Source organism: Desulfosporosinus shakirovi, from assembly GCF_020595055.1.
GTDB lineage: Bacteria > Bacillota > Desulfitobacteriia > Desulfitobacteriales > Desulfitobacteriaceae > Desulfosporosinus > Desulfosporosinus shakirovi.
Map to the genome: position 1 here is coordinate 1 of NZ_JAJDOO010000040.1, position 12,953 is coordinate 12,953.

The following is a 12,953-nucleotide window of genomic DNA, read 5'->3' on the forward strand; positions in this document are numbered from 1 at the left end:
TGATCTGCCTTTAGGAATTCGGATGGTTTTTGCGAACATTTATTGACACTATCATGTTGGAAAAAAGAATATGTTTGTTTTTCTTTTTAAAGGGCTGTGTGAAACTAAGTTTCGACACAGCCCCATCCAAGAGTGAGAGGGTATTATTCTTCCGGTTCTTCCACTAACTCCGTGCTATCACGCAAAATCACGGTAGTGAGCGGCTTTTCCGAGAGACTGAATAGGGCGGCAGCAACCTCGTGGAGGTATCCATGATCAGCATCAGGCCTCACGTAGTTTAAGCTCTTTTGCTTGATTTGGGGACCGCCGGCAGGTGTCAACCCGTCTTCATATTTCAACACTAAGGTTGAAGTCAACGGCTTATCAATGATAGGCATCTCTTTCCCTCCCCCCTTGATCCAGAGGCCGATGGATTCGGCATGGTTGTATATAATATGAATTTGCTTGTACTATGGTTACTGTAGGGAAGCATCTTTGTCCAAACCGCATTTTTTTATTGGCGATATAGCCTTCACGCTTGTCTGGGGCTCGGCATATCCTATAGGGGTATCTGAAAAGACATTCCGCAAAGGATGGGCAGCCGATATGAGGATGGAAATCTCCAACAGGACGCCTGAGCAAATCGCGTCCGAGATTAATTTTATCAAGGAAGAAAGCGGTAAAATGTTGCTTAGCAACGCAGTTGAGATCGGAGGTTGTCTGACGGAAGCCAAAGAGCTGGTACCTCATGGGGAGTGGCTCAAATGGCTGACTGAATCAGTGAATTACTCCCGAAGTACAGCCAGCAGACTGATGAAAACCTTTAGGGAGTACGGGCCTGTCCTCTCCTTCCCCGAAGGGGAAGAAAGGCCAAATGGTGCATCGATGCAACATTTGAACTACACCCAAGGACTCATCCTCTTTGGGATCCCGCTAGAGGATCGGGATCAATTTATAGCGGACAATGATGTTGGAAACAAGAGCCAGCGGGAGCTGCGGCAGACAATCAATGAAAGGGGCCGGACGCCTCAGGAAGAAGAGCTTCAAGAGCCGGAAAATCAGGTGACACAAAAGCAAGGAAAAATGGAAGAGGCAGCGGATAAGGCAATAGATGAACCTATGGATAAACCTATGGAACTGATCCCGGTGGAAAGGAAAATCATCAAGCCGAAAACTGTGCAAACTGCGCTGCCAGTAGAGAATACCAATGCCGACAGCGTGAAATACGACGCCCAATACGCCATGCACCGCGACAACATGCTCAGTGCCTACGGGGAGCTGCTGAAAACTCTCGTTGACTTAAACAGAGTAGACTCAGCGAAGAAGGAAGTAAACAGGAAAGAGGCGTTAAAGATAGCGACTAACATGGTGGAGACGCTGAAAAAATATCCTCCTGGGATTAAGACAAATTTGAATATAAAAGAGGACAGAGACTAACGCACAAAGAGATGCCGGCAGCGGCATCTCTTTAGTATCCTCAAGGCACGTAGAGACCATAATCCTGTTGACTTAGTATAATTTACTTGTCGACAAATAAATCGTAATAAAGAAGAGAAGACAGTTATTATATATGCCATTGTGGATGGAAGCAGAGAATACCATAAGACCGTAACTGAAACTCAAGCCTGGTCAGAACGTCTAGGTGTTGCATACAGAACCCTAAAAGAGGGTATCATCGGAAGCCCAAACTTCAAGGGTGAAGTATGCCCAATCCTCTTACAGCCTTTCAGGAGGATATTTTTTAAACTTTCTAACCTGTACCAATCTCCCAGCTGCCGTCGGAGTAGAGATATTATTTTCTAACGGGATTTTAAAAGGGCATACTGCCATATCACCCTTAAAGGGTACTTTGTCTTTCTCCAAAGAGTATTCTACACGAAGTGGTACTTAATATGGGTAATCGGAGAAGAACTGCTTAAAGAAGAAAGCTTAGGTTGTGGATAATCTTTTAAAGGAAAAAAGAATTTGGAAACAGATAGGCGCCTTCATTGGATGAGGCTAAGGGCACTCATTCAAGAAGGTTTTTTTCAAAAGCGCTCTCTTCCTCCAAAATATTTTTCATTTGAGAAAGTTGGCGATTCCAATCTTAGTATTTAAGTAAATAGTGGTTAAATACTAAGCACTGATAGGATTATGTTCCATTGAAGTTCTGAGACATCCCTACACGGCATAGGTATTAGTGAAATTGGACAATGAGAATGTCAGATCTCAATGCTTTTTGTTATGGAATTCTAGCTCAAATGGCCATAGAGAAAAAGGTGACGCAAGGAAGTGTCGTACATGCTAACGCCAAGCTTGGAGGACTATTTAGAGGAGATATACCGATTTTCGTTATCGCTGGATACGGTTCGGGTAACAGACATCAGTAAGAGGCTTCAAGTTGCTTTGCCATCAGTAACTAAAGCCCTCTATAAATTGAGAGACGAGAGTTACATAAAGTACGAACGATATGGTGAGATTAAGCTTACCGATCAAGGAAAGGAATTCGGGTACTATTTAGTAACGAGGAACCAATTGCTACAGGAGTTTCTTGCCCTAATATGTAGCAAATGTAACTTTGCTGCTGAGGCCGAAGCTATGGAACATTACCTTTCAACAGCAACCATCGATGCCATCAAAACTCTGGTACAATTCATGAAAGATAATCCCTTTTGCCAACAAGCCTTTAACGATTTCATGAATTCAGAAGAATAATTAGAAATGCTTATTAATTCAGCAGTTAAGTTAATAACTATTTTTCGTGACAACGGTATTTAAGCAATTAAGGTGTTTAAAAATAAGGGGACGTAAGGAAACTTGAGATTTTTTCAAGATGGTGGTGCGTTATCCCAAAATAGAGGACTGTACACCTTTGAAGTGGTGAACAGTCCTCTAATATATCAGGGGATTACAGATAGAGTGGGGATGTAATAAACCGGAAAACAAGTTTCGTTACATCCCCTTATTTGCTTAAATACAAACTTTCATACATTCACCAATAACATTGCCACTTAAACTATACTAAGCCTAAAAAATATACTACCTGAGCTACGATGAAACATACTGAGAACGCGATCACAGTAGGGATCATGAAACCCATAAAGGTCCATTTTTTACTTCCTGTTTCTTTGTACATACTGAGTAAGGTTGTCGCACAAGGCCAGTGGAGTAGAGCAAAGAGCATGGTGTTGAAGGCGGTTAGCCAAGTCCAGCCGTTGGCAAGCAGAATTTTCTTCAATTCGAATAGGCTATCAAACTCCGTCAATTGCCCTGTGGCGAGATAAGACATGAGTAGGACGGGTACTACGATTTCATTGGCAGGGAGTCCTAGGATAAAGGCCATAAGGATAAAACCATCCAGGCCGATGGCCTTAGCTATAGGATCAAGAACCCCGGCGATAGAGGCGATGACACTGACGTCGCCGATGTAGACATTTGCCAGAATCCAGGTGAGGGCTCCAGCAGGGGCGGCTACCACAAGTGCTCGGCGCAACACAAAGATCGTGCGGTCAATCAGGGAACGATAGAAAACGGCACCAACCTTGGGCAAGCGATATGGAGGTAGCTCCAACACCACCGATGAGGGTTCTCCTTTGAGAATCGTTTTGGATAAGGCCCACGATACAACGAAGGTAAACCCTATTCCAAGCAGGACTATGAGCGTGATCATGCCAGCCGCTAGAAGTGATTGCGACAAGAAAAGCGTGCTAGCCATGAAGATCGAAGCGATGGCGATGAGTGTGGGAAACCGTCCATTGCAGGGAACGAAGTTATTGGTCAGGATGGCAATCAAACGTTCTCTAGGAGAATCAATAATTCGTGCAGACACGACCCCAGCAGCGTTACAGCCAAAACCCATGCACATAGTCAGGCATTGTTTCCCGCAAGCATTGGCTTTCTTAAACATGTTATCAAGGTTAAAGACTACGCGGGGAAGATAACCCAGGTCTTCCAGGAGAGTAAACAAAGGGAAAAAGATGGCCATGGGAGGAAGCATCACAGCGGTAACCCAGGCCAAGGTCCGGTACATGCCTAAGACCAACACTCCATGCAGCCAAGCAGGGGCCTGAACCAGCTGAAACCAATGGGTAAGAACATCTTGAAAGGCAAAGAGAACTGACGCAATCATTGCCGAGGGTACGTTCGCTCCAGCGATGGTAAGCCAAAACACCGCGCCTAACAAGAGTAACATAAGTGGATATCCAAACACACGAGAGATAACAAATTTATCGATGTTATCCTTCCAACTAGACTGTAGACCTTCTTCCCGTATTACTACCCGTTGGGTGAGTTTTTCAGTGTAAGCGAAGATATCTGTCACAACACGGTCGGCGATGGGAATTCCTGAAGACGAACGGACCGATTCAGTATCTGAGTAAATCTTCAAAAGTGGATCCGGCGGATTAAGGGTGCTCATAGTGTGAATTCGCCCCCTTGCCGTTGTGAGGCCACTGTTCTTAGCGGTTGTATCGCTGAATAACGGCTGATGGTCTCGATAAAAGATACGTCACTATCTAACAGACGAAGAGCTAACCATTTTGGATTTACTACCCTCGCCAAGCTTAGCTCTTCAACCTTTGGTAGAAGTGCACTAATTGCTTGTTCAACCTCTTCGGAATAGGGAATCTGTTTCGGCCAGGTCTTTTTCTTCTCAACGACCATTGAGTAAACCGCCTTTTGTAGGTCTGCTAGCCCTTCTCTATTCCTTGCTGCCGTGGGAACAATAGGTACACCCAGTTCTTTTTCTAGTTCGTCGAAGTTGATGCTGAGTTTCTTTTTCCTTGCTTCATCAATCAAATTAACACAAATAATTACCTTTGAGGAAATCTCCATCACTTGGAGGGCTAAATTAAGATTGCGTTCCAGAGAAGTCGCATCAAGTACGACAATGGTTGCATCGGGTTGACCAAAGCAGATAAAGTCCCTAGCAATTTCTTCTTCAACGCTGTGGGCAAGTAAGGAGTAAGTACCCGGTAAATCAACCAGTAAAAATGATTTATTCCGATAGGAGTAATTTCCTTGCGCATTATCCACTGTTTTTCCTGGCCAGTTGCCCGTATGTTGATGTAACCCGGTCAGCGCATTAAACACAGTGCTCTTCCCGACGTTTGGATTTCCGGCGAGTGCTATCACGTATTGTTCGCCGGTTGTTCTGATCCCAAACTGTTCTCTCATAACGCGACTATGATATTGCAACGCGTTAGAATGGTCTCCAAGTTTTAATTTCATGTTTTCACCCCTAAGAAATTTTTATAATCAAGCAGGTCAGGTCCTCTCTATACTTGTTCCACAGCTATCAGGCAGGCGTCTTCACTGCGCAAGGCAATCACGGTACCACGGATTAAATAAGCGATTGGGTCTCCGGCCGGGGCTTTCCCAATGCAGGTAAGAACGGTGCCTGGGACAATGCCAAGGTCAAGGATTCGTCGACGGAGTAAGCCTAATACGTCCAAGTGTACAACGTTAGATTTTTCACCTGGCTTTAGTGTGGATAAGGGCACTGATAACAATTTCATTTTACATAACTCCCCTTTCAAGGATTGTTAGACAAGGGCAACTTTTGACCGATTCCTTTATTGTGGTTAGCTGAGGATATGAAATACAGTATTAAACTTGGGAGCGGAAGGTTACATCAGACTGGTGGAAATTTTTGCAAAATTCAAATTGCCCAAGCAAAAAGAAGCTCTATACAACTATGGAGCTTCACTTAGTTATATTAAAAAAGGACGACTACCCTCTGTGTCAATATCAGCCTAGTCTAAATAGTATATGGATATCAAAACTCGATCTTAGCTTTGGCTAACTTTCAAAGAATCAAAATACATACATAAGGAGCAAATTGATATGAGTACCAAACTAACCAACCGGACTAGAATTGCTATCTCGATGGCACTTGTTGCACTAACGCTTACAGCGAAACTCTTTTTTGCCTTTAAGACGAACAGTCTAGCCTTATTCTCTGATTCATGGCACCTATTTACGGACCTTGCCTCATTGATTATTTGCTTATGGGGCCTTACAATTGCCACAAAACCAGCTGATCTTCAGCATACATTTGGACACTATCGTCATAGTGTACTGGCAGCGCTGATTAACAATATTACGTTGATCCTTGTCTCGTTGGTCATTCTATATATGGCGTTTAACCGTTACCTTCACCCGCTGCCCGTTGAACCTCAGGGCATGATTGCTGTTTCCGTTGTTGGTCTCATTGTAAACTTCGTCATTGTACAAATACTTAAAGGCAACGAGCAAAATCTAAACCTTCAGAGTGCCTTCCTACATTTTATTGGAGATGCGTTAGCAGACTTTGGTGTCTTAGTCGGAGGGCTCGTCATACTTTGGACAGGATGGATGGGAATTGATACGTTGCTTAGTGCAATATTGGCTTGCCTCATTCTTCGAAACGCATTTGTAATGACAAGGGAGTGTTTAACAATCTTTCTGGAGTCCGCCCCAACGACTATATCCATTGGTTCAATTCGCGAAGCTATTCTAAGCCTAGAGTCTGTCCGCAGCATTACTGATATCCATATTTGGAGTTTGTCGAAGGAAATCATTGCTATGACAGCCCATGTCGAAGTGGCTGAGACGAGTCTAACCCAAGAGGAACTATTGCACAAAATCCAACAACTTCTAACTGATCAGTTTGGAATTGTCCATACGACGATTCAGCTTGAACATACACACTGTGGCAGCTGTTTTCACCGCACACATGGAAGTGGTCAATGCACAATGTGCATTGACTCTACTCAGAAGTACACATTGAAGGCTTTGTAGCTGATGAATAAAGCGTTCTCCAAACAACCAAATTCACCGTCATTACATCCATCTGCTGGCCGATGCACCTGTCAGGTGCGTTTTTTCTTTGTAGGTGCATTTCACCCTAGCCACGCCCCCAGACAAGTCGATCTGACTGGAGTGGGGCTTTTTCGTTTTTCACTACTGAACTTTCCGTGAACAATGGCTGACTCATTTCGATAGTATTCGTTTGTCTGTATATAATGTGACTGAGTAAGATTACTGGAGGTTGATTATGGATATTATGTCGGTAAATGAAGCGTCAGAGAAATGGAATATCTCGGAGCGTCGCGTACAGAAGCTGTGTGAAGAAGGTCGCATACCCGACGTGATCCGTTTTGGAAAATCATGGGCGATACCTCAAAATGCAGAGAAGCCAACCGATGGCATTTTGAGGAAAAACAAGCACGGTTAGGTTGATACTGTATCCTAATTCTGAGGTGATTTTATGGACATTCAAATATTAGTAGTTGAAGACGATGAGACTATATCCGATATGGTCAAAAAGTTTCTGTTGAAAGAGGGTTACAGTGTGGATACCTGTTTCAATGGTGATGAAGCACTTTTGAAATTCTACGACAAAAACTATAATCTTTTAATCTTGATAATGCTGCCTGGAACAAACGGACAGGAGCTATTAAAAGAGTTTCGTAAAATTGGTGATGCGCCTGCTTTGATGGTGACTGCTTTGGATGATGATTATAACCAATTAAAAGCGTTCACAAATGAAGCGGACGATTATATTATCAAGCCTTTCTTAATGCAATTTTGCTAAAACGTGTTGAGGCACTTTTGGGGCGTAACGGAATGCTGAAAAAGGAGATATCAGTAGGAAACTCAAGCTGTACCCGCTATCATACAGAGTTGATTACGATGGAAAAGATATTGGAGTTGCGCCCAAAGAATTTGATATATTATTTCTGTTAGTGCGGAACAAAGGAATCATAATCCCCCATGAAACCTTATTCGCAAAAATAAGGGGCAACGATACGGTCATCGCACTTTCTATAAACAATATAGCAGGTGAAATTATTGACGATTACAAGGCTCGTTTGGTAGTGAGGTAACAATTTCGGCTGATATGCAAAAGGTCATGCAGTCAGGCACATCCCTCGTCCCAAGAATTAGTACAGAACAGCCCATAGCATTTTCACAATCAGAATACATCAAAGAATATAAGCTCACTGCTAATGCAGGGGTCTATTGATGGAAAGAAACTAAGGAGGTACGCAAAATGAGTTTACTGCACTATTAGATCAAAAAAATATTGAAGGTTAGAATCAAAAGTTTCCAGGTCTGAAATTATTATAGTTACAGCATAATGAGCAGTCATTCGCTTCGACGGTAAGCACCGAGGAGAGCAGAAGTTTAGTATAGGGATCTTGCGGCTGTGTCAGCACTTCTTTTACAGATCCTTCCTCAACTATTTTACCCTTATACATCACCAGGACTCTGTTGCAAATACCTTGAACCAGGGCCTAATCATGGGAAATAAACAGCAGAGAAAGCTGCATTTCGTCTCGCAAATCCTCAAGCAATTCCAGGATCTGGGCCTGTACGCTCACATCCAAGGCACTGGTTATCTCATCACAGATGATAATCTGCGGGGAAACAGATATGGCTCGGGCAATGGCTGCACGCTGGCACTCACCCCCACTGATCTCCAAAGGAAGTCTGTCAGCCAGCGTGCTTTTGAGTCCTACCCGATCAAGCAAGCCATACATTTTTTGTTGCGCCTCGGCGCGCTTTACCCCAAAGTTACGCTGAATATCAATGATACTGCAGCCAATCGTTCGGCGGGGATCAAAGGAGTCCTGAGGATTTTGAAACACCATTTGCATTTGCTTATAGACGGCTTTGGGAAAAGGGGTCTGCCGGAGTTCATCTCCAGCCAAGACCACGTTACCATGATCCGGGTGGAGCAGTCCGGTCACTATCCTGGCCAAGGTGCTTTTCCCGCAGCCGCTCTCACCCACCAATCCCAGAAACTCTCCAGGTTCCAGAAAGAAGCTCACGTTATCCACCGCATGGATATATCGGCCCTCTTCTCCAGCGTAAAAGCTTTTTTTCAGAGCAGTTACCTCAAGCACTTTCACATCTTGCCTCCTCTGCCAATCAGCACCTCAGGAAATGTCCCTTGGAAATTTCCTTCAGGGGAGGGGTTTTTGTCAGACATTGATCCGCATAATTCGGGCAGCTCTTTTGCACCGGGCAGCCTTGTGTTCTCCTCTCGTGTTGGAAAACAGCTATCCCCCGGGGCGCAGGCGCACCCAGTCTGGGTATCGCCCGGATGATGTTTTGTGTATAGCGATGGGCAGGATTTCCGATGATCTCATCCTTGACCCCGTATTCCAGGATCAGCCCCCCATACATAACGGCGATCTGATCGGCCATATGGGAAATAACCCCCATATTATGTGAAACTATCACGACAGAAGTCCCAAATTCAGTCCTGAGGTTCATAATTTCCTTGATCACCTGAGCTTGAACCGTTACATCCAGCGCACTGGTCGGTTCGTCGGCAAGCAGCAATTGGGGACGCAGCACCATAGCCACGGCAATGGCTGTCCTTTGACACATGCCTCCGCTCATCTGGAATGCATAGCTGTTCATAATCCGCTTCCCATCCGGCAAATTCATGCGCGCCAATAATTCCAACATCCGCCGGTCAGCTTCTGAACCGGAAAGATCACCGTGGCTGCGCACTGCCTCATGAAGCTGATGTTTGATTTTTCGTACGGGACAGAAGGAGGAATTGGGATTTTGCATAATTAAGGCGATCTCTTTCCCTCGGATTCTGCGCATTTTCTCTGCAGACAGCTGCAGCAGGTCAGTTCCTTGGTAGATAATTCTCCCATCTTGAATTGATCCCTTCCTGCCCAAAATTCCCATAGTCGCTAAAAGCAGGGTGCTTTTTCCGCTGCCCGATTCTCCCACAATTCCCAGAATGCTCCCTGCCTGAAGGGCAAGGGATACACTTTGCAAGACCGGAGTCTCTCCATACCTGACCTCAAGGTTTTCAATAGTCAGCAAATCCTGTCCAATCATTGTACTTTTGTAACCTGCCAGAAATCAAAGCTATTGCCCAGATTAGGTTTCAGGTTCTCTATCTCCTTTTTAGCAACCAAAAACTTCTTTAAATGAAGCATGAAAATGTGTTGATCCCCTTCGAAAATATACTTTTAGACCTCAATGGAAAGTTCTTTCCGTTTTTCCATATCCGCAGTTTCTTTCATCTCGTCCAGCAGGGCGTCCACTTGAGGATTAGAGAAATGGGTGAAATTAGAAAAAGCATCCGTATAGAAGACCGGCTGGAGGAAGTTATAAGAATCCCCTAAGGAAAGAGTGTTATATCCGTAAGTCGCAATATTCCAGTTACCTTTTTTAAGGTCATTGACAATCCCATCGGAAACAACAATTTCCGAATGAATTCCCAGGGTTGCCAACTGATCCTGGATAACTTCGCAGAGGACAGGGAATTCCGGATTACCGGCATAGGTCATCAGGCTGAGGGACACTTCTTTGCCGTCTTTTTCTAAGTTGCCATCACCATTACTGTCTTGATACCCGGCCACGCTGAGAATTTGCTTAGCTTTTTCAAGATCATAGTCTTCAGCAGAAATATCTGCAGAGAAACCTGACCAGGCAGGGAAACAGGCTGTTGTTTTGGTTCCGTTGCCGTTAAAGATCGAAGCAATATAAGAATCACGGTCGATTGAATAGCAAAGTGCCTTTCTCAAGGCAGGGTCTGTCGTAAAGGTGTTTTCGGGATTCAGAAAAAGAAAATAGGTTCTGTGACTATCATAGCCGGTAACTTGATAATCAGCCTTATTTTCAAAAAGGGGCATATCTGCAGGAGCAATCTCTGCGTAATCCAGTTCACCGGATTGGAGGGCAAGGGCTAAGGCATTCCCGTTGGTTATCCATTTGGTGTGGACAAGATCGGCGGCAGGCTCACCTTGCCAATAAGCTTTGTTTTTTACCAGCTCGCAATTTCCTTCGTCATCCATGCTCTCCAGGATGTAAGGACCTGTTCCGACTATCTGGCGGGCATAATCACTTCCTGCCTTAGTGTCGTAGATAATCGTTGAGGCATCGGTTAATAATGAGGGCAAGGTTGCCGCGGGAGAATTAGTTTTGATGGTCAGCACCTGGCCCTCAGCTTCCAGGGACTTGAGATCGAGGATTTTGTCCAGGCGTTCAATCCCTGCTAGGGAGTATTCTAGGGCCGCCTTGGCCGCTTCTGCTGTAAGAGGCTCACCACTGGTGAAGCTGATTCCATCTCTTAGGGTGATTTCCCAGGTGTACTCATCAGGATGAGTGTATGTGTCGGCAAGATGGGGCTCAACCTTCAGGGTCTCATTATTCAGCTTGAACAAGGTTTCGCACACACCCATGGAAACAGGCACCCCCGCCGTATAATCAATCCGTGGATCCAGGGAAACGCCATGGGCATTATTTGAAGAGGCAATGGTTAACTCAACCAGCCCTTTAGTGGCGGTCTTAGAACTGCCGCATCCGGTCAAGATCCCCATGCCCAGCACCACAGACAACAAAAATTGCCATAATTTTCTTGGGCTTCGAATTCTTTTTCATAAAGATTCTCCTTCGCTTTCTCTTGCGCTTTCACATTTTTCACGCTCTCTGTCAGGTTCACTTTTTACGCTTATCCGGGAGTCTTTTGCCAAACCTCTATTTAAGAAAAATTAGATCTTTAGATAGTGTGCTGCTACATTGATCTCAACTATATTGCAGTAATTTGTGACCTATCAGAGGATTTCTAAAGTTTTGCAGCAGACTCCTAAGACTGAACTTCGTTATTTTTAGAGGAAATTAACACTTTGTTCAAACTGTCTCCGAACATTCCCATCACCATGACCACGGACAAAATGGCCAGACCTGGGAAGAGGGCTGCCCAGGGAGCAATTTGCAGCCTTTGGCGGCCATCGTTTAACATCGTTCCCCATTCGGGAAAGGGGGGAGCAGATCCTAAGCCCAGAAAGGAAAGACCGGCAAAACTTAGAATTGTCCCGCCGATATGCATACTTGCCGATACCACCAAAGGACTAAGACAGTTAGGCAAAATCGTCCGCACTAAGATCTTCCGGGTAGAGCTGCCGGAAATTCTGGCCGCGCTGACAAAGGTCCGCTCTTTAAGAGACAGCACCTGGCTGCGGGCCAGGCGTGCATAACCGGTCCAGCCTATAACCGACAGGGCAATAACACAGTTTACTGTACCCGGCCCCAACATCCCGGCGATGGCGATGGTGAATACCAGGCTGGGAAAGGCCTGAAAGCAATCGACCACCCGCATTAACAACCCGTCTAACCGACCACCCCAAAACCCGCTCAGTGTTCCGATCACCGTACCTATCACAAAGGTTACCCCAACCACAATTAAGGCTGAATAAATAGAACGGGCCGCCCCCTCGATCAGCCGGGACATAATACAACGGCCGATATAGTCTGTGCCCAGGGGATACTCGCCGGAGGGGGGCAGATTGACCTGGGCCAGATTAACCTTCAGGGGGTCATGACTCAGGAACAGCGGCCCTACTGCCGCAAACACCAGCAGCACTAACACCAGGGCAGTCCAGAAAATAAATTGAGTTTTAGGTGATTTCAGCCTGTTTGTTTTCATGCTTCTTTCCCCAGTTCTCCCTGTTTTCCAGCAGTATTTTGTGTTTAACGAGGGGATCGGCATAAGCGTGCAAGATATCGACCAGGAGATTGACTGCTACATAAATCACCGCCATCAGCAGGACATAGCCCTGGATCAGCGGATAATCTCTGTCGGTTATGGCTTGTATCGCCAGCCGTCCTACCCCCGGATAGGTAAACACTATTTCGATGATCGCCGTCCCGCCTAAAAGATGTCCGATATTCATGCCGGCAATAGTAAGGATGGTGGGAAGTGTCCTTTTAAGAGCACTTCCCATCAATATCCAGTGTTCTCTAATACCCCGCGCCCTGATCATCCGGATATAATCCTCGCCCATCTCTTGGATAATCGCCGCCCTGACCTGCCGCACATAGGTTGCGGAAAGACAGATGACCAGAGTCAGGGTGGGCAGGACGATTCCTTGGGCACTGCCCGAACTGATAGTAGGAAACAGCTTCAGTTTAATGGAAAAGATATAAATTAAAATCACCGCTACGAAAAAGCCCGGCATGGAGCTGTTAATAAAGGACAG

Annotated in this window: 15 protein-coding genes; 5 read left to right on the forward strand and 10 right to left on the reverse strand. The window is 45.3% G+C overall.

Going from position 1 to position 12,953, the window contains the following annotated elements:
• Positions 1-143: 143 nt before the first annotated feature.
• Positions 144-377: a DUF1659 domain-containing protein gene (locus tag LJE72_RS22145; RefSeq protein WP_229250150.1), complete on the reverse strand. Its 234-nt coding sequence runs from the start codon at positions 375-377 to the stop codon at positions 144-146.
• 208 nt (positions 378-585) lie between these two features.
• On the opposite strand from LJE72_RS22145, the gene LJE72_RS22150 reads away from it, so the two are divergent.
• Together LJE72_RS22150 and LJE72_RS22155 are read left to right on the forward strand one after the other, a co-directional pair.
• The gene (locus tag LJE72_RS22150) at positions 586-1,416 is read left to right on the forward strand and encodes a DUF3102 domain-containing protein (RefSeq protein WP_229250176.1); all 831 of its coding nucleotides are present in this window, start codon (positions 586-588) and stop codon (positions 1,414-1,416) included.
• 843 nt (positions 1,417-2,259) lie between these two features.
• The gene (locus LJE72_RS22155) at positions 2,260-2,673 is read left to right on the forward strand and encodes a metal-dependent transcriptional regulator (protein WP_229250151.1); all 414 of its coding nucleotides are present in this window, start codon (positions 2,260-2,262) and stop codon (positions 2,671-2,673) included.
• A gap of 301 nt (positions 2,674-2,974) precedes the next feature.
• On the opposite strand, the gene LJE72_RS22160 is transcribed toward LJE72_RS22155, so the two are convergent.
• From LJE72_RS22160 to LJE72_RS22170, 3 genes are read right to left on the reverse strand one after another with little or no spacing between them, the layout of a single operon-like run.
• The gene (locus tag LJE72_RS22160; protein ID WP_229250152.1) at positions 2,975-4,375 is read right to left on the reverse strand and encodes a nucleoside recognition domain-containing protein; all 1,401 of its coding nucleotides are present in this window, start codon (positions 4,373-4,375) and stop codon (positions 2,975-2,977) included.
• The gene (locus LJE72_RS22165) at positions 4,372-5,187 is read right to left on the reverse strand and encodes a FeoB small GTPase domain-containing protein (protein ID WP_229250153.1); all 816 of its coding nucleotides are present in this window, start codon (positions 5,185-5,187) and stop codon (positions 4,372-4,374) included. Before LJE72_RS22165 ends, LJE72_RS22160 begins: the two co-directional genes overlap by 4 nt.
• Before the next feature lie 47 nt (positions 5,188-5,234).
• Complete coding sequence (locus LJE72_RS22170; RefSeq protein ID WP_229250154.1) at positions 5,235-5,474, reverse strand: FeoA family protein; 240 nt, start codon at positions 5,472-5,474, stop codon at positions 5,235-5,237.
• Positions 5,475-5,802: 328 nt separating this feature from the next.
• Here LJE72_RS22170 and LJE72_RS22175 point away from each other — a divergent pair, with 328 nt between their 5' ends.
• The 3 genes from LJE72_RS22175 (at position 5,803) to LJE72_RS22185 (ending at position 7,534) form a co-directional block, all read left to right on the forward strand.
• Positions 5,803-6,738, forward strand: a complete 936-nt coding sequence (locus tag LJE72_RS22175; RefSeq protein WP_229250155.1) for a cation diffusion facilitator family transporter — start codon at positions 5,803-5,805, stop codon at positions 6,736-6,738.
• 256 nt (positions 6,739-6,994) lie between these two features.
• The gene (locus tag LJE72_RS22180; protein ID WP_229250156.1) at positions 6,995-7,174 is read left to right on the forward strand and encodes a helix-turn-helix domain-containing protein; all 180 of its coding nucleotides are present in this window, start codon (positions 6,995-6,997) and stop codon (positions 7,172-7,174) included.
• Between the two features lie 33 nt (positions 7,175-7,207).
• The gene (locus LJE72_RS22185; protein ID WP_229250157.1) at positions 7,208-7,534 is read left to right on the forward strand and encodes a response regulator; all 327 of its coding nucleotides are present in this window, start codon (positions 7,208-7,210) and stop codon (positions 7,532-7,534) included.
• A 505-nt stretch (positions 7,535-8,039) separates the two neighbouring features.
• Here the strand turns inward: LJE72_RS22185 and LJE72_RS26870 are convergent.
• The 6 genes from LJE72_RS26870 to LJE72_RS22210 all read right to left on the reverse strand — a co-directional run bounded on the left by LJE72_RS26870 (position 8,040) and on the right by LJE72_RS22210 (position 12,932).
• The gene (locus tag LJE72_RS26870) at positions 8,040-8,201 is read right to left on the reverse strand and encodes an ABC transporter ATP-binding protein (RefSeq protein ID WP_396391715.1); all 162 of its coding nucleotides are present in this window, start codon (positions 8,199-8,201) and stop codon (positions 8,040-8,042) included.
• 36 nt (positions 8,202-8,237) lie between these two features.
• Complete coding sequence (locus LJE72_RS22190) at positions 8,238-8,855, reverse strand: ABC transporter ATP-binding protein (RefSeq protein ID WP_312038958.1); 618 nt, start codon at positions 8,853-8,855, stop codon at positions 8,238-8,240.
• Positions 8,856-8,874: 19 nt separating this feature from the next.
• Positions 8,875-9,807, reverse strand: coding sequence for an ABC transporter ATP-binding protein (locus tag LJE72_RS22195; protein WP_229250158.1), 933 nt, complete (start codon positions 9,805-9,807; stop codon positions 8,875-8,877).
• 134 nt (positions 9,808-9,941) lie between these two features.
• The gene (locus LJE72_RS22200) at positions 9,942-11,294 is read right to left on the reverse strand and encodes an ABC transporter substrate-binding protein (protein WP_229250159.1); all 1,353 of its coding nucleotides are present in this window, start codon (positions 11,292-11,294) and stop codon (positions 9,942-9,944) included.
• A 266-nt stretch (positions 11,295-11,560) separates the two neighbouring features.
• Positions 11,561-12,400 carry an ABC transporter permease gene (locus LJE72_RS22205; protein ID WP_229250160.1) on the reverse strand — a complete coding sequence of 280 codons (840 nt, stop codon included), beginning with the start codon at positions 12,398-12,400 and terminating at the stop codon, positions 11,561-11,563.
• Complete coding sequence (locus LJE72_RS22210) at positions 12,372-12,932, reverse strand: ABC transporter permease (protein ID WP_229250161.1); 561 nt, start codon at positions 12,930-12,932, stop codon at positions 12,372-12,374. Before LJE72_RS22210 ends, LJE72_RS22205 begins: the two co-directional genes overlap by 29 nt.
• Positions 12,933-12,953 lie beyond the last annotated feature (21 nt).